The 15,088-nt window shown below is 63.9% G+C and carries 15 protein-coding genes; 9 read left to right on the top strand and 6 right to left on the bottom strand.

Translation table 11 applies throughout. The features are described 5' to 3' along the window. Nucleotides 1-92: 92 nt before the first annotated feature. The 4 genes from J5X93_RS07875 (at nt 93) to J5X93_RS07860 (ending at nt 3,150) form a co-directional block, all read left to right on the top strand. Nucleotides 93-479, top strand: coding sequence for an SH3 domain-containing protein (locus tag J5X93_RS07875; RefSeq protein WP_090345993.1), 387 nt, complete (start codon nt 93-95; stop codon nt 477-479). A gap of 7 nt (nt 480-486) precedes the next feature. Then, nucleotides 487-1,164 carry a response regulator transcription factor gene (locus tag J5X93_RS07870; RefSeq protein WP_043214326.1) on the top strand — a complete coding sequence of 226 codons (678 nt, stop codon included), beginning with the start codon at nt 487-489 and terminating at the stop codon, nt 1,162-1,164. 171 nt (nt 1,165-1,335) lie between these two features. Continuing rightward, the gene (locus J5X93_RS07865; protein WP_043214328.1) at nt 1,336-1,752 is read left to right on the top strand and encodes an LTXXQ domain protein; all 417 of its coding nucleotides are present in this window, start codon (nt 1,336-1,338) and stop codon (nt 1,750-1,752) included. A 60-nt stretch (nt 1,753-1,812) separates the two neighbouring features. Continuing rightward, complete coding sequence (locus J5X93_RS07860; protein WP_043214329.1) at nt 1,813-3,150, top strand: sensor histidine kinase; 1,338 nt, start codon at nt 1,813-1,815, stop codon at nt 3,148-3,150. A 33-nt stretch (nt 3,151-3,183) separates the two neighbouring features. Here the strand turns inward: J5X93_RS07860 and J5X93_RS07855 are convergent, their stop codons facing one another. Beyond that, nucleotides 3,184-3,741, bottom strand: a complete 558-nt coding sequence (locus tag J5X93_RS07855; protein ID WP_043214331.1) for a nitroreductase family protein — start codon at nt 3,739-3,741, stop codon at nt 3,184-3,186. A 159-nt stretch (nt 3,742-3,900) separates the two neighbouring features. Between J5X93_RS07855 and J5X93_RS07850 the strand changes: the two genes are divergently transcribed. Then, nucleotides 3,901-5,355 (top strand): TrkH family potassium uptake protein, encoded by a 1,455-nt coding sequence (locus J5X93_RS07850; protein WP_043214333.1) that lies wholly within the window; start codon nt 3,901-3,903, stop codon nt 5,353-5,355. Here J5X93_RS07850 and J5X93_RS07845 read toward each other — a convergent pair. After that, nucleotides 5,312-6,367 carry an AraC family transcriptional regulator gene (locus J5X93_RS07845; RefSeq protein ID WP_043214335.1) on the bottom strand — a complete coding sequence of 352 codons (1,056 nt, stop codon included), beginning with the start codon at nt 6,365-6,367 and terminating at the stop codon, nt 5,312-5,314. The two genes, J5X93_RS07850 and J5X93_RS07845, sit on opposite strands and share 44 nt — an antisense overlap. Nucleotides 6,368-6,522: 155 nt before the next feature. Here J5X93_RS07845 and J5X93_RS07840 point away from each other — a divergent pair, with 155 nt between their 5' ends. Then, nucleotides 6,523-6,834, top strand: a complete 312-nt coding sequence (locus J5X93_RS07840; protein WP_043214337.1) for an Mpo1-like protein — start codon at nt 6,523-6,525, stop codon at nt 6,832-6,834. Between the two features lie 5 nt (nt 6,835-6,839). Here the strand turns inward: J5X93_RS07840 and J5X93_RS07835 are convergent, their stop codons facing one another. Next, the gene (locus J5X93_RS07835) at nt 6,840-7,652 is read right to left on the bottom strand and encodes a UDP-2,3-diacylglucosamine diphosphatase (protein ID WP_043214340.1); all 813 of its coding nucleotides are present in this window, start codon (nt 7,650-7,652) and stop codon (nt 6,840-6,842) included. 253 nt (nt 7,653-7,905) lie between these two features. Here J5X93_RS07835 and J5X93_RS07830 point away from each other — a divergent pair, with 253 nt between their 5' ends. Both J5X93_RS07830 and J5X93_RS07825 read left to right on the top strand, forming a co-directional pair. Then, nucleotides 7,906-8,670 (top strand): AraC family transcriptional regulator, encoded by a 765-nt coding sequence (locus J5X93_RS07830; RefSeq protein ID WP_090345996.1) that lies wholly within the window; start codon nt 7,906-7,908, stop codon nt 8,668-8,670. Between the two features lie 146 nt (nt 8,671-8,816). Next, nucleotides 8,817-9,707 (top strand): DMT family transporter, encoded by an 891-nt coding sequence (locus J5X93_RS07825; protein WP_102081737.1) that lies wholly within the window; start codon nt 8,817-8,819, stop codon nt 9,705-9,707. Here J5X93_RS07825 and J5X93_RS07820 read toward each other — a convergent pair whose 3' ends face one another. Next, nucleotides 9,708-9,989: an Rdx family protein gene (locus J5X93_RS07820; RefSeq protein ID WP_043214349.1), complete on the bottom strand. Its 282-nt coding sequence runs from the start codon at nt 9,987-9,989 to the stop codon at nt 9,708-9,710. 68 nt (nt 9,990-10,057) lie between these two features. Here J5X93_RS07820 and J5X93_RS07815 point away from each other — a divergent pair, with 68 nt between their 5' ends. After that, nucleotides 10,058-12,244: a patatin-like phospholipase family protein gene (locus J5X93_RS07815; RefSeq protein WP_182941447.1), complete on the top strand. Its 2,187-nt coding sequence runs from the start codon at nt 10,058-10,060 to the stop codon at nt 12,242-12,244. Nucleotides 12,245-12,282: 38 nt separating this feature from the next. Here J5X93_RS07815 and J5X93_RS07810 read toward each other — a convergent pair whose 3' ends face one another. Next, nucleotides 12,283-12,720, bottom strand: coding sequence for a MarR family transcriptional regulator (locus J5X93_RS07810; RefSeq protein ID WP_043214353.1), 438 nt, complete (start codon nt 12,718-12,720; stop codon nt 12,283-12,285). A gap of 116 nt (nt 12,721-12,836) precedes the next feature. Then, entirely contained in the window at nt 12,837-14,975 is a 2,139-nt protein-coding gene (gene recQ, locus J5X93_RS07805) for a DNA helicase RecQ (protein WP_043214355.1), read from the bottom strand. Nucleotides 14,976-15,088 lie beyond the last annotated feature (113 nt).

Below are 15,088 nucleotides of genomic sequence, written 5' to 3'. Positions count from 1 at the left end.
ACCGGGCCTCATGACAGGTTCATGAGGCCCGCGCTCATCTATTACGACCTGCGGCCGACAACCTTCTGAACCGATAGGAATCAGGAGTTCCAATGCGCCGAGGTCCGATGTCACTGCTGCTTTGCCTGCTGTCGCTGTCCCCTTTCGCCATTGCCGAAGAACCACTGTCGTTGACTGCCGCTGCGCAGATCACCGAGCTGCAGCAACGTCTGCAGGACAGTGAACAGCAACGCGCCGCGCTCAACCAGCAATTGCAAGACACCCAAAACGGGCAAGACAATACCCAGCTCGCACGCCTGCGCCAGGAAAACCAGCGCCTTAAGCTTTCGCTCAAGGAGCTGCAAGCCAGCGCCCCGGTACCGCTGCTCAGCGACCAGCAGTTATGGTTCGTGATCGGCTCGGCCGTTGCACTGTTTTCGGCTGTCTGCGGTATCTTAGCCAGTGGCGGACACAGAAGACGCCGTCAATGGTTGAATTGAGTGAGTCATGAGCGAGCTGTTACTGATTGATGATGACCAGGAACTCTGCGAGCTGCTCGGCAGTTGGCTGAGCCAGGAAGGGTTCGACGTACGTGCCTGCCACGATGGCCAGAGCGCGCGCCAGGCCTTGGCTGCCCATGCGCCGGCGGCCGTGGTGCTGGACGTGATGCTGCCTGATGGCAGTGGCCTGGAGCTGCTCAAGCAATTGCGCACCGAGCATGCGGAGTTGCCAGTGCTGATGCTGTCGGCCCGCGGCGAACCCCTGGACCGCATCCTGGGCCTGGAGCTGGGCGCCGACGACTACCTGGCCAAGCCCTGCGACCCACGCGAGCTCACCGCCCGCCTGCGCGCGGTGCTGCGTCGCAGCCACCCGGCAGCCACCAGCACCCAGCTCGAAGTCGGCGACCTGACCTTCAGCCCTGCGCGGGGCGTGGTCAGTGTCGATGCTCGCGAAATGACCCTCACGCTTTCCGAAAGCCGCATTCTCGAGGCATTGCTGCGCCAGCCTGGCGACCCACTGGACAAACAGGAACTGGCGCAGATCGCCCTGGGCCGCAAGCTGACCCTCTATGACCGCAGCCTGGACATGCACGTCAGCAACCTGCGCAAGAAAGTCGGCCCGCACCCTGATGGCCGACCTCGCATCGTTGCCCTGCGTAGCCGCGGTTACTACTACAGCCTGTAGCGGCAAGCGATGAGCTGCAAGAAGGCAGCCCCCCTCACGGATCTGTCTTGTAGTTTGCAGCTTGCAGCCCAAGCCTTTACCAAGTCTTTACGCTCACCTGACCGCCCTTGACCTTGCTTTCCCTAGACTGGGCTCATCCGGTAACCACCGGCCCATGAAAGGAGAAACACCATGCGCAAGACCCTTATCGCTCTGATGTTCGCCGCCACCCTGCCGACCGTGGCCATGGCCATGCCCGAAGGCGGTCCGCACCACGGTGGCTGGCATCATCGCGGTGACGCGCCTTTCGCCCAACTGGACCTGAGCCGCGACCAGCGCCAGCAGATCGGCAAGCTGATGGGCGAGCAAATGAAGCACCGCCGCGACATCACCGAACGTTACATCGCCAAGCTGCCGGCTGCCGACCAGAAGGCCATGAAAGACGAGATCAAGGCCAGCCACGACAAGACCCAGGCCGATATCCGCGCCTTGCTCAAGCCCGACCAGCAGAAGAAGTTCGACGAGCTGCAAAAGGAACGCGCCGCCCGCAAGGCCGAGTGGCAGGAGTTCCAGGCCTGGAAAGCTGAAAAAGGCACCAAGGCCCAGTAAGCTGTCAACCCTGCGCCCGACCCGCCTCCCGGCGGGCCGGGTTTTTCTTGCTTTCAGGAGGTGCTCTTGCGGTCATTGTTCTGGCGCATCCTGGCCAGCTTCTGGCTGGCCATCGCCCTGGTCGCCGGCCTGTCGATCCTGCTTGGCCACATGCTCAACCAGGATGCCTGGATCCTCAGTCGCCATCCGGGCCTCAATACCCTGGCCAGCCGCTGGACCCAGCACTATGAGCAGGAAGGCCTGGAGTCTGCCCAGCGCTTTCTGGAACGGCGCAAGCACCGCTTTGGCATCGACGTGCAGGTGCTCAACGACAGTGGCGAGGCCGTGGTCCCGGGCACTTTCCCACGTCGCGCCGCCGCCTTCGAGGCCCGTCAGCACAATGACCAGCGCCGTCTGCCCTGGCGTCGCCTGACCCAGGAATACACCAGCCCGGACAGTGGCGAGACCTACCTGCTGATCTACCGCATTCCACATCCGGCGCTCAACGCCTGGCACCGCGAGAGCCTGCTGTGGCCGCTCAGCGCCTTGGGAATCGCCCTGGTGGTGCTGACGCTGTTCAGCCTGTTCGTCACGCTGTCGATCACCCGCCCGCTCAGCCGGCTGCGCGGGGCGGTACACGATCTGGGACAAACCAGCTACCAGCAGAACAGCCTGGCGCGACTGGCGGCCCGGCGTGACGAGTTCGGTGTACTGGCCAATGACTTCAACAAGATGGGCGCGCGGTTGCAAAGCCTGATCGGCAGCCAGCGGCAACTGCTGCGCGATGTCTCCCACGAGCTGCGCTCACCCTTGGCGCGGCTGCGCATCGCCCTGGCCTTGGCCGAACGTGCCGAGCCTGAGCAGCGCCAGGCCCTATGGCCGCGACTGACCCGTGAGTGCGATCGCCTGGAAGACCTGATCAGCGAAATCCTCGCCCTGGCCAGGGTCGACGCCGAGCAGTCCCATGCCGAGCCAGTGGACCTCAACGCCCTGCTGGGCAGCGTGCGCAAGGACGCCCAGCTCAGCGTCCCGGAGCAGGAAATACGCCTGGAGGCCACCCCGGGGCTCACCCTGCAAGGCTGGCCGACACTGATCGAGCGTGCCGTGGACAACCTGGTGCGCAATGCCTTGCGCTTCAACCCGCCAGGTCAGCCGATCGAGATCCATGCCGTTCGCGAGGCTGGGCGGATCGTACTGAGCGTACGTGACCATGGGCCCGGGGTGGCCGATGAGCACCTGGCGCAGTTGGGGGAGCCATTCTTCCGCGCTCCTGGGCAGGAAGCACCTGGGCACGGCCTGGGACTGGCCATCGCCCGACGGGCAGCGGAACGCCACGGCGGGAACCTAGTGCTAGGCAATCATCCGCAAGGCGGGTTTGTCGCGACGCTGGAGCTGCCCTGCGAGATGATTACCGACTGAAAGGACCCAGGGCCGTGCAGCGGCCCTGGTGAATCACTCACCCCAGGCGTTGACGAAGTCGGCGGTAGCCAGCACCGGGGCGGTCCGTGGCTCAGCCATGGGCGTGCCGACATACAGGTAGCCGATCAGCTCCTCGTTGTCGGCAAGCCCCAGGCCTTGGTGCACATGAGCATCGAACGCCATGTCGCCGGTACGCCACACAGCGCCGATCCCCTGGGCATGAGCGGCGATGAGAATGCCATGGGCAGCGCAACCGGCTGCAAGGCGTTGCTCGGATTTGGGCACCTTGAAGTGGTCCTGCAGGCGAGCCACCACCACGATCAGCAAAGGCGCACGCAGCGGCATGGCCCGCGCCTTGTCCAGCGCGGCCTGGCTGGCATCGCCCTTCTTCTGTACCGCTTCGGCGAACAGCTCACCGAGCTTTTCGCGAGCCGCACCCTCGATGGTCAGGAAGCGCCATGGGCGCAGCTGGCCATGGTCCGGGGCGCGCAAGGCCGACTGGAACAGCGCTTCGCGCTGGGCGGCATTGGGCGCCGGGTCGGTCAGGCGTGGCACGGAAACACGGTTGAGCAATGCGTCGAGAGCCTCCATGGGCTACCCTCCTGGCAGATTGAAAAAGTGCGGCCATTCTCAAGCTGCACGCCGCAAGCTGCAAGCCGCAAGAAAAACGTCCTCTCACGCTTACCGCTTGCAGCTTGCAGCCTGCCGCTTAAAATGGCGCCCTTTCCGTTTCGAGTCAGAGCAGATCACATGGCGTTGCCGACCTTAAGGATCATTGGTTTCATCATCGGCATCTTCCTGATCACCCTGGCGGTCAGCATGGTCGTGCCCATGACGACCCTGGTGGTCTTCGAACGCACCAGCGACATGCCTTCGTTCCTCTGGTCGAGCCTGATCACCTTCATCGCCGGCCTGGCGCTGGTCGTTCAGGGGCGGCCCGAGCACGTCCACCTGCGCCCACGCGACATGTACCTGCTGACGGTCAGCAGTTGGTTGGTCGTGTGCGTGTTCGCCGCCCTGCCGTTCCTGTTGACCCAGCACATCAGTTACACCGACGCTTTTTTCGAAAGCATGTCCGGCATCACCGCCACTGGCGCCACGGTGCTCAGCGGGCTCGACAACATGTCCCCAGGCATCCTGATGTGGCGCTCGATGCTGCACTGGCTCGGCGGCATCGGCTTCATCGGCATGGCGGTGGCGATCCTGCCGCTGCTGCGAATCGGTGGCATGCGCCTGTTCCAGACCGAATCCTCCGACCGCTCTGAAAAGGTCATGCCGCGCTCGCACATGGTCGCCAAGTCGATCGTGGCGGTGTATGTCGGCATCACCGTTTTCGGCAGCCTGGCGTTCTGGTGGGCAGGCATGCGGCCGTTCGATGCCATCAACCATGCCATGTCGGCGATTTCCACCGGCGGGTTCTCCACCTCCGATCAGTCCCTGGCCAAGTGGGACATCCCAGCCGTGCACTGGGTGGCGGTGGTGGTGATGATCCTGGGCAGCGTGCCGTTTACCCTGTACGTGGCCACCTTGCGCGGTAACCGCAAGGCCTTGATCCGCGACCAGCAGGTCCAAGGCCTGCTCGGTTTGCTGGTGGCCACCTGGCTGGTACTGGGCACTTGGTACTGGGCCACCACCAATCTGCACTGGCTCGACGCCTTGCGCCATGTGGCGCTGAACGTCACGTCGGTGGTCACCACCACTGGGTTCGCCCTGGGCGACTACAGCTTGTGGGGCAACTTCTCGCTGATGCTGTTCTTCTACCTGGGCTTCATCGGGGGCTGCTCCGGCTCCACCGCCGGTGGCATCAAGATCTTCCGCTTCCAGGTCGCCTACATCCTGCTCAAGGCGAGCCTCAACCAGTTGATCCACCCCCGCGCGGTCATCAAGCAAAAATACAACGGCCACCGTCTCGACGAAGAGATCGTGCGCTCGATCCTGACCTTCTCGTTCTTCTTCGCCGTCACCATCTGTGTCATCGCCCTGCTGCTGTCGTTGCTGGGCGTGGACTGGATGACCGCGCTGACCGGCGCCGCGGGCACCGTCTCCGGCGTCGGGCCGGGCCTGGGCGAGGTGATTGGCCCTGCGGGCAACTATGCGACCCTGCCGGATGCGGCCAAATGGATTCTTTCAGGCGGCATGCTGCTCGGCCGTCTGGAAATCATTACGGTGCTGGTGTTGTGCATGCCGGCGTTCTGGCGTCACTGACCGACTCTGCCTCAAGGCGGGCGCGATACTCGCTTGGGGTGACATCGAACCAGCGGCGGAACGCCCGGTAAAAGTTGCTCGGGTCGGCAAACCCCAGCAGGTAGGCGGTTTCCAGCAAAGTCATGCCGGGCTGGGCCAGGTACTGTTCGGCGAGTTCCCGGCGGGTGTCGTCGAGCAAGGTCTGGAAGCTGGTGCCCTCCTCCTGCAAGCGGCGCTGCAGGGTACGCTGGGACAGGTGCAACGCCTGGGCGAGGGTTTCGCGCTTGGGCTCACCCTGGGGCAGGACGCGACACAACACCTGGCGCACCCGATGAGTCACCCGGCTTTCCGAGAAGCGTGCCAGGTACTCCCCTGCGAATCGGTCGTGCAGCACGGCCATGGCCTCGTTGGCCGTCGGCAGCGGGGCCTCCATGTCCGCCCGCTCGAACACCAGCGCATCATGGGGCGCACCGAACACCAAAGGGGCATGGAACGCCGTCTTGTAGGGCTCGACGTTCTTCGGCTGTGGCCCTTGGATCAACACCCGGCGCGGCTGGATGGCACGCCCACTGAGCCAGGTGCACAAGGACAACGCGCAAGCCAGCGACGCCTCGGCGCTATGGCGGGTGGGAGGCAGGTGGTCGCCATGCACGGTCAGCACCAGCGCGTAACCCTCCGGCTCCAGGCGAAAGCTCAGATCGGCGCTCTCGGCGATGATTCTCTGATAACGCACCAGGCGTTCGAATCCCTCGGCCAGGGTGCGGCTGGACATCAGCGCATAACCCACCACATGGAACGATGCCGGACGCACCACCCGGGCCATGTTCAGGCCAATCGCCTCATTGCCCGAAAGCTCCACCGCCAGCTGCCACAGGCGGGTCATGGCGTCCTGGGGAAAGCGCGCGTCAGGATCGTCCAGGGCCGCAAAATCCAGCCCGAGCTGCTTGAACATGGCCTGGCAATCGAGCCCTTCCAGCTCGAGCGCTTTGACAATCCCTGATGCCCAGCTGGCTGACGTGGTTCTCTCGCTCATGGCAGGCTTCTTGTGCTGACCGCTTCATGCGGCGAATCGAAAAGATACTCAATTGGCGCCTTTGGTCACTGGCCGGCTCCGACAATCACTCTAGACTCGATTCAGGCTCCGCGCCGTGTATCTGTTCACAACGCGAACCTGACGGGAGTACTGCCATGACCCCTACCGCACATTTTCGAAGTTTTGCCGAGTTCTACCCCTATTACCTGGGCGAACACAGCAACCCCACTTGCCGCCGCCTGCACTTCGTCGGCACCAGCCTGGTCATCGCCCTGCTCGCCTACACCTTCGCCAGCGGGCGCTGGCAACTACTGCTGGTCGTACCCTTTGCCGGGTATGGCTTTGCCTGGATCGGTCATTTCTTTTTCGAGAAGAATCGCCCGGCCACTTTCAGCCATCCGCTGTACAGCCTGCTGGGCGACTTCGCCATGTTCCGCGATATCCTGCGCGGCAAGATCAGCCTCTAAGGCAGCTAGGCCGTCTCACGTAGCGCGGCCAAGCGCTCGGCCTCGCGGGCCTGGGCATCGGCCAGGCGATAGAGTTCGATCTGCCCATCCCAGTGCTCGATCAGCGCCGTGCATGACTCCACCCAGTCGCCGCAATTGAGGTATTGCACCTCTCCTACCTGGCGAATCTCGGCGTGATGGATATGACCGCAGACAACGCCGTGCAAGCCCCGCCGGGTGCATTCGTGGGCGATGGCATCTTCGAAGTCACTGATGAAGTTCACCGCCCCCTTGACCTTGTGCTTGAGGTACGCCGACAGCGACCAGTAGCCGTAGCCATAGCGGGCCCGCCACTGGTTGAGCCAACGGTTGAGCACCAAGGTGAATTCATAGGCCCGATCACCCAGGAACGCCAGCCAGCGATGGTAGCGAGTAATCACATCGAACTGGTCGCCATGGATCACCAGCAGGCGCCGGCCATCGGCGGTCAAGTGTTCGGCCTCGTCCACCAATTGGATGTTACCCAGGATCAACTTGGAGTAGCGCCGCAGGAATTCGTCGTGGTTGCCAGTGACATAGATGACCTCGGTGCCGCGTTTGCTCAGGGTGAGCAACCGACGGATGACATTGGTATGGGCCTGGGGCCAGTAGATGCCACCGCGCAGCTTCCAGCCATCGATAATGTCCCCGACCAGGTAGATGCGGTCGGCCTGGTACCCCTTGAGAAACTGCGACAAGTGTTCGGCCTGGCAATCGCGGGTACCTAAGTGCACATCGGAAATCCACAAGGTGCGCACGCGTTGCTTGCGCGACGGGCGGGCGAGTTCGGCATGGGTCATGGGCAGGCTCCTGCGCTGTTTGCTGGAGACTGGCAGTTGCGGATGACAGGTTGGTGGCAGCGGCGTGACGGATTCCCCGGGCAACAGCCCGGTGTGTACACTAGGGCTCGAATGCAATGTGTTCACGAAACGGAGCGGGCAAGCGCAGCGTATTAGCGTATACGAGCATTCCAAACCCCGTTTCAACGCAGTGTGGGCGAGTGCGGATACATTTCGCACAGAGCCTAGCGCCCTGCCCCGCGAGGAAGCTCCCATGACCGCCGGCCCGATCCTCTCCCTGCGCCACTACCGCCACGACCTGATTGCCCACAGTCACGACCATTCACAACTGGTGTTTGGCCTGGGCGGCCGCCTGGATTTCGAGGTGCAGGGCCATGGCGCTTTAGTCCAGCGCCAGGGCCTGATGGTGGTGCCAGCCGGCGCACATCACACCTGCGGCAGTCCATCCGGCAGCGACTGCCTGGTGCTGGATGTTCCTGATGAACACTGGTTGTACGAGCAATTGGGCCGCCACGCCGATGCCAGCCGCCGCCTGCTGGATCGTCCAGGCCCTCTGAGCCTGGACAGCCGGCAGCAACAGTTGGTCGACTGGCTCGCCAGCAGCCCGGTGGATGACCCCTTGATCGCCCAGCAGGGCGCAGTCCTGCTGCTGGCCAGCCTCAACGCGCACACCCTGCCGGCGAGCGTCCAGCGGCGCCTGCCCTACGCGGCATTCGATGCGCACATCGAGCAGCACGCGGCCCACCCGCTGCAGGTGGCCGACCTGGCACGCCTGGCCGGTTTGTCCAGCGCCCGCCTGCATGCGCGCTTCGCCAGCGAATGCGCGATGACGCCGATGGACTACATCCGCCAGCGGCGATTGCTCAAGGCGCGACGTTTGCTGCAGCAGACCTGCCTGCCGATCGGCGAAATTGCCGCGCAGGTCGGTTACAGTTCCCAGAGTGCGTTTTCTGCCGCCATGCTGCGCGACTTCGGCCGCTCGCCCATGGCCTTGCGCCGCGAGCCTGGCGACAACTGACGCGAGGATCTCGACAGACAGTACGCGACAGCCCTCGTAGACTGGCCCTGGAATATCGAGCCAGCGGGTTGTTCGCCGGCCGCCTGACCCATCGCCGGATAAACCCGCTCGACCGCGCCTGGGCCACTGTCATCACAAGGACTACCATGAACCACCGCACCGCCCTTGGCGCCCTGCACATCGGCGCCCTTTTCTTCGGCCTTACCGGCGTCTTCGGCAAGCTGGCGACCAGTGCCAGCCCCACGACCATCGTCTTCGGACGCGCCGCCTTCGCCGTGCTCGCTCTGGCACTGTTCGCCAGCCTCGCCGGCCCCGGTTGGCAACGCCTCAGCGCCCAGGATGCGCGCCGGCTGCTGCTCGGCGGCGTGCTGCTGGCCGGGCATTGGGTCAGTTTCTTCATTGCCGTCAAGGTCGGCGGCGTGGCCATCGCCACCCTCGGCTTCGCCAGTTTCCCCGCCTTCACAGTGATTCTCGAAGGCGTGTTGTTCCGCGAGCGTATACGCCGCAACGAGGCCGTGCTGGTGGTGCTGGTAAGCATCGGCTTGGTCCTGGTCACCCCTGCCTTCGACCTGCAAAGCGAAGCGACAGGCGGGCTGCTGTGGGCGTTGCTCTCGGGATTGCTGTTCTCGCTGCTGTCGCTGACCAATCGCGCCGGTTCCGGACGGCTGCCGGCGGTACAGGCGGCGCTGTGGCAGAACCTGGTGGTCGGCCTGTGCCTGCTGCCCTTCGCCGGCCCAGGCCTGAACCAGGTAGCGACCATGGACTGGCTGTGGATCGCCCTGCTCGGCATCTTCTGCACAGGCGTCGCCCACAGCCTGTTCGTCGCCAGCCTGGCAGTGATCAAGGCGCGCACCGCCGCCGTGGTGTTCGGCATGGAGCCGGTCTATGGCATCGCCGTCGCCTGGGTGGTGTTCGCCGAAACGCCGACCGTGCGCATGTTGGTGGGCGGTGTGCTGATCATCTTCGCCATCGTGCTCTCCAGTCGCATGGCCGCCGAGCAACCGCCCAGGCAGCGCTCACTGGCCGAAAGCGCCTGATCAGCGATCGTTATGGCCCAGGTCGCGCTGCGGGTCGATCTGGTCGCGCAGTCGCTGCTTGAGCACCTTGGCCTCGGGGAAGCCACCATCGGCCTTGCGCTCCCAGAGCTGGATGCCATCGCAGGTTATGCGGAACACGCCACCGGTACCCGGCTCCAGGGCCACGCGGCCCAGGTCGTCGGCAAAGGTGCTGAGCAACTCCTGAGCCAGCCAGGCCGCACGCAGCAGCCATTGGCATTGGGTGCAATAAGTGATGACGATTTCAGGCTTGGGCTGCGTCATGGCAACGCGTCTCCTTCGGGATGAGCCGCTTATACTAGCGGTCTTTGACCACGGTTTTGAGACTCACGATGCGCCGCCTGCTGTTCTGCCTTTTGCTGATAGTCACCAGTTTCACTACCCTGGCCGCTGAAGTCGCCCGGCCCAAGGTCGGCCTGGTGTTGTCAGGTGGCGCGGCCCGGGGCATTGCCCATATCGGCGTGCTCAAGGCTTTGGAGGAGCAAGGTGTACGCATCGACGCTATCGCCGGCACCAGCATGGGGGCGGTGATCGGCGGGCTGTATGCCTCCGGCTACAGCGTCGAGGAGCTCGAGAAACTCGCCACCACCCTCGACTGGCAGCAGGCGCTGTCCGATGCACCGCCACGCAAGGACGTACCGTTCCGGCGCAAGCAGGACGACCGCGATTTCCTGGTCAAGCAGAAGCTCAGCTTTCGCGACGATGGCAGTCTTGGCCTGCCCCTGGGCGTGATCCAGGGCCAGAACCTCTCCCTGCTGCTGGAAAGCAAGCTGGCCCACACCGCCGACACCCGTGATTTCGACAAGCTGCCGATCCCTTTTCGCGCCGTAGCCACCGACATCGCCAGTGGCGAAAAGGTGGTGTTCAGCCGCGGCCACCTGCCCCAGGTGATCCGCGCCAGCATGTCGATCCCGGCGGTGTTCGCCCCGGTCGAACTCGACGGCCGCCTGTTGGTGGATGGTGGCATGGTCGACAACATTCCCGTCGATGTGGCGCGGGACATGGGGGTGGACCTGGCCATCGTGGTCGACATCGGCACCCCCTTGCGTGACCGCAAGCAACTGGCCACGGTGGTCGACGTGCTCAACCAGTCGATCACCTTGATGACCCGACGCAACTCCGAGGAGCAATTGGCCAGCCTGCACCAGGACGATGTCCTCATCCAGCCCTCGCTCGCCGCCTTCGGCGTGACCGATTTCGGCCGCGCCCAAGACATGATCGATGCCGGCTATCGCGCCGCCCGAGCCTTGGACAACCGCCTGGCCAGCCTGCGCCGCGCCGAGGGCGATACCGGGCTGGCCGTGGCTCGCTCGCCACGCCAGCGCCGGCCGATCATCACCGCGATCAGGGTGGAGAACGATTCGAAGGTCAGCGACGATGTGATCCGTTACTACATCCGCCAACCCTTGGGCGAGCCCTTGGAGCTGGATCGTCTGCAGACAGACATGGGCACTCTGTACGGCTTGGACTACTTCGACCGGGTGCAGTACCGCGTGGTGCACAAAGGCGATGACAACACTCTGGTGATCAATGCCCGCGGCAGGCGTGGCGGCACCGATTACCTGCGCCTGGGCCTGAATCTTTCGGACGACATGCGCGGCGACAGCGCCTTCAACCTCGGCGCCAGCTACCGGGTCAACGGTATCAACCGGCTAGGCGCCGAGTGGCTGACCCGTGCCCAGATCGGCGACCAGCAGGAGCTCTACAGCGAGTTCTACCAACCCCTGGATGTGGGCTCGCGCTATTTCATCGCGCCCTATCTGGACTTCGGCTCGCAGAACATCGAGGCGACCCTGGACAACGACCCGATCGCCGAATACCGCCTTGAGCGCTACGGCTTCGGCCTCAACCTCGGTCGACAGATCGGTACCTATGGCGAAGTACGCGTGGGGGTGGGCAAGGCCTGGGGCGAGGCCGAGGTACGCATCGGGGACCAGGACCTGCCTTCGGTCAGCTTCAACGAAGGTTTCTACGAGCTGAAGTACTCCTTCGACACGTTTGACAACGTGTACTTCCCCCACAGCGGCGAAGACATCGGGCTGGCCGTGCGCCAATACGACAAGTCGCTGGATTCGGACGAGCAGTACCGCCAGTGGGAGTTCAAGCTGGACAAGGCCTTGAGCAGCGGGCCGAACAGCCTGGTGCTGGGCGGGCGCTATGGGCGCACCCTGGATGACGCCCAGGTGGTGACCTCAAGCTTCGTGTTCGGTGGGGCCAGGCAGTTGTCGGGCTTTCGCCAGGACTCGGTGTCGGGGCAGAACATCAGCCTGATGCGCATGGTCTACTACCGCCGCCTGACGCCCCGCGCCTACCTACCGCTGGACTTCCCATTGTACTTGGGGGGCTCGCTCGAGCGTGGCCGGGCCTGGAACAACGACAACGAGTTCGACAGCGGGTACATCAACGCAGCGAGCATCTTCCTGGGCCTGGAGACACCGTTGGGGCCGTTGAACATCAGCTATGGAGCCAACGATGAACATCAGAAGGCGGTGTACCTGAACCTGGGTCATACCTTCTAAACCAGTGGAGCCGCCGTGCGGCCCCACGTGGCATGGATTCAGGATTTTTCGAGGTTGGCGAGAATCTTCGCATGCACCCGCATGCAGACTTCCAGATCAGCCTCGTCGACCCCTGTGAACAACTCCTGACGCAGGGCGTTGGCGATGGTCTCGATCTGGTCGATCAGCGGCTTGGCCGGTGGGCACAGCAGGATTTTCTTCGCCCGACGGTCTTCCATCACCGCCTGACGGCGCACCAGGCCTTGGCTCTCCAGGCTGTCGAGCAACCGCGCCAGCGTCGGCCCCTCGACCCCGACGCTCTGGGCCAGCTCGCGCTGGGTCGGGGACTCTTCGAAGCGGGCCAGGTGCAACAGCACCAACCAGCGTGCCTGGGACAGGTTGAGCCCGGCAAGGCGGCGGTCCAGTTCGGCGCGCCAGCCACGGGACATCTGGGCCAGCTGCATGCCGAAGCGGTGTTGGTTATCGGTCAGGGGCATAAGCGACTCTATGAACAGAACTAATTATTAGCCAGCTAATCATGCCCGACGCCAACAGGCAAGGCTGCAGCGCGCGGGAATGTCCGATAATCGTCAAAAAGCGTGACGAGGGTCAGTCACAGCTCGAACTCCGCGGCCAATGCCGCACGCACACAATGCAGCACGCCTTCAGGTACGCGCTGGCCGAACAATGGTGACACTGCCGATACCGGAGGCAGTTCGCCTTCGCCGTCAAGGAAGGCATCCTGCACTTCCATCAGCAGGTCTTCGGGCAGATCCAGAGCCTGCTCAAGGCTCAACTCCTGGCGACCAAGGGCCTCGGCCAGCAGGCTGTAGACATTCTTCTCACTGCAATTGAGCTGGCCGGCGATCTGCGCCGGCGTCATGCCGGCACGGGCCAGGCTGACCAGCTCGTGGCGAAGGTCGAGCACCACCTTCGGCGCCTGATCCCCCGTACCGCCATTGAGTACCTCGAGGAACGCTTCGCCGTAACGCTCCAGCTTGCGCGCACCGACGCCACTGACCTGGGCCATGTCGCTGAGGCTGGTAGGTTGGCTGCGCAGCATCTCCAGCAGGGTCGAGTCGGGGAAGATGACATAAGGCGGCACGCTGTGCTCCTCGGCCAGCTTGCGCCGCAGGGCTCGCAGCGCCTCCCAGAGCTCGCGCTCCTCGGCACGCACCAGCTGGCTGGCAGGGCTGCCGCCACCGGAGGATTTGGCCACGGCCTGTGGTTTGAGGTCGCGGCGCAACTGCAAGGTGACTTCGCCGCGCAACAAGGGCCGGCAACTGTCCGTCAGACGCAGCCCACCGTAGCCTTCCAGGTCGATGTCCACCAAGGCACGTGCCACCAGCTGGCGGAACAGCGAACGCCATTCGTGTTCGCTCAGGGCCTTGCCGACGCCGAACACCGACAGCTTTTCATGACCGAAACTACGCACCTTCTCGGTATCCTTGCCCACCAGCACATCGACCAGATGGCCCACCCCGTAGCGCTGACCAGTGCGGTATACCGCCGACAGGGCCTGGCGCGCAGGCTCGGTGGCATCCCAGGTCTGGACCTGGTCTACGCAATTGTCGCAATGACCGCAGGGCTGTTCGAGCACTTCGTCGAAGTACGCCAGCAGTGTCTGGCGGCGACAGCGGGTTTCTTCACACAGCGCCAGCATGGCGTCGAGCTTGTGCTGCTCGATGCGCTTGTGGCGCTCGTCGCCTTCGGAGTTCTGCAGCATCTGCTTGAGCATCACCATGTCCTGAAGGCCGTAGGCCATCCAGGCGTCAGACGGCAGGCCATCACGGCCGGCACGGCCGGTTTCCTGGTAATAGGCTTCCATCGATTTGGGCAGATCGAGGTGGGCGACGAAGCGTACGTTAGGCTTGTCGATGCCCATGCCGAAGGCAATGGTGGCGACCATGATCAAGCCTTCCTCGTTGAGGAAGCGATGCTGGTTGGCCGCACGGGTCTCGGCGGCCAGGCCGGCGTGATAAGGCAGGGCCGGGAAGCCCTGTTCGCAGAGGAAGGCGGCTGTCTCGTCGACTTTCTTGCGCGACAGGCAATAGACGATGCCGGCATTGCCACGGCGCTCTGCGAGAAACGCCATCAGCTGCTTGCGCGGCGCTTCCTTGGGCACGATGCGGTAGAAGATGTTGGGCCGGTCGAAACTCGACAGGAATCGCTCTGCGCCCTGCAGATGCAGGCGCTGGACAATCTCCTCGCGGGTACGCATGTCGGCCGTTGCAGTCAGGGCGATCCGGGGTACCTGGGGGAACAGCTCGGCCAGTTGGCCCAGTTGCAGGTATTCCGGGCGAAAATCATGGCCCCACTGCGAGACACAGTGAGCTTCATCGATGGCAAACAGCGCGATATCCAGGGTCCGCAGAAACTCCAGCATGCGTGGCTGCACCAGGCGCTCGGGGGCCAGATACAGCATCTTCACCTCGCCACGACGCAGGCGCCCGGCCAGCTCGCGTTGCTGCTCGGCACTCAAGGTCGAATTCAGCGCAGCGGCCGCCACCCCCAGTTCGTCGAGGGTGGCGACCTGGTCGTCCATGAGCGCGATCAGCGGTGAAACCACGACAGCAAGGCCCGGACGCAGCAAGGCCGGCACTTGGAAACACAAGGACTTGCCGCCGCCGGTGGGCATCAGCACCAGGGCATCGCCGCCACTGGCCACGCATTCGATGATCGCTGCCTGGCGCCCCCGGAAACTGTCGTAGCCGAAGATGTCCTTGAGGACGCGCTGAGCCTGTTCGAGCATTGGAAACTCCAAAATCGCCGTACCATCCTGGACACAGGCTGGACGAAAAATCCGCCGGACACACTTGCCAATGCGTAAGCGGCTTTTGCCGGAATGCCGGGGAAACGGCACCC

The organism is Pseudomonas sp. BYT-1, from assembly GCF_023611805.1.
Classification (GTDB): domain Bacteria; phylum Pseudomonadota; class Gammaproteobacteria; order Pseudomonadales; family Pseudomonadaceae; genus Aquipseudomonas; species Aquipseudomonas guariconensis.
This window is presented reverse-complemented; position numbering and strand designations above follow the sequence as displayed.

Coding starts and splice junctions, on each gene's coding strand:
- J5X93_RS07875 (WP_090345993.1), top strand. CDS start 93: ATGCGCCGAGGTCCGATGTCACTGCTGCTTTGCCTGCTGTCGCTGTCC.
- J5X93_RS07870 (WP_043214326.1), top strand. CDS start 487: ATGAGCGAGCTGTTACTGATTGATGATGACCAGGAACTCTGCGAGCTG.
- J5X93_RS07865 (WP_043214328.1), top strand. CDS start 1,336: ATGCGCAAGACCCTTATCGCTCTGATGTTCGCCGCCACCCTGCCGACC.
- J5X93_RS07855 (WP_043214331.1), bottom strand. CDS start 3,741: ATGGAGGCTCTCGACGCATTGCTCAACCGTGTTTCCGTGCCACGCCTG.
- J5X93_RS07850 (WP_043214333.1), top strand. CDS start 3,901: ATGGCGTTGCCGACCTTAAGGATCATTGGTTTCATCATCGGCATCTTC.
- J5X93_RS07845 (WP_043214335.1), bottom strand. CDS start 6,367: ATGAGCGAGAGAACCACGTCAGCCAGCTGGGCATCAGGGATTGTCAAA.
- J5X93_RS07840 (WP_043214337.1), top strand. CDS start 6,523: ATGACCCCTACCGCACATTTTCGAAGTTTTGCCGAGTTCTACCCCTAT.
- J5X93_RS07835 (WP_043214340.1), bottom strand. CDS start 7,652: ATGACCCATGCCGAACTCGCCCGCCCGTCGCGCAAGCAACGCGTGCGC.
- J5X93_RS07830 (WP_090345996.1), top strand. CDS start 7,906: ATGACCGCCGGCCCGATCCTCTCCCTGCGCCACTACCGCCACGACCTG.
- J5X93_RS07825 (WP_102081737.1), top strand. CDS start 8,817: ATGAACCACCGCACCGCCCTTGGCGCCCTGCACATCGGCGCCCTTTTC.
- J5X93_RS07820 (WP_043214349.1), bottom strand. CDS start 9,989: ATGACGCAGCCCAAGCCTGAAATCGTCATCACTTATTGCACCCAATGC.
- J5X93_RS07815 (WP_182941447.1), top strand. CDS start 10,058: ATGCGCCGCCTGCTGTTCTGCCTTTTGCTGATAGTCACCAGTTTCACT.
- J5X93_RS07810 (WP_043214353.1), bottom strand. CDS start 12,720: ATGCCCCTGACCGATAACCAACACCGCTTCGGCATGCAGCTGGCCCAG.
- recQ (WP_043214355.1), bottom strand. CDS start 14,975: ATGCTCGAACAGGCTCAGCGCGTCCTCAAGGACATCTTCGGCTACGAC.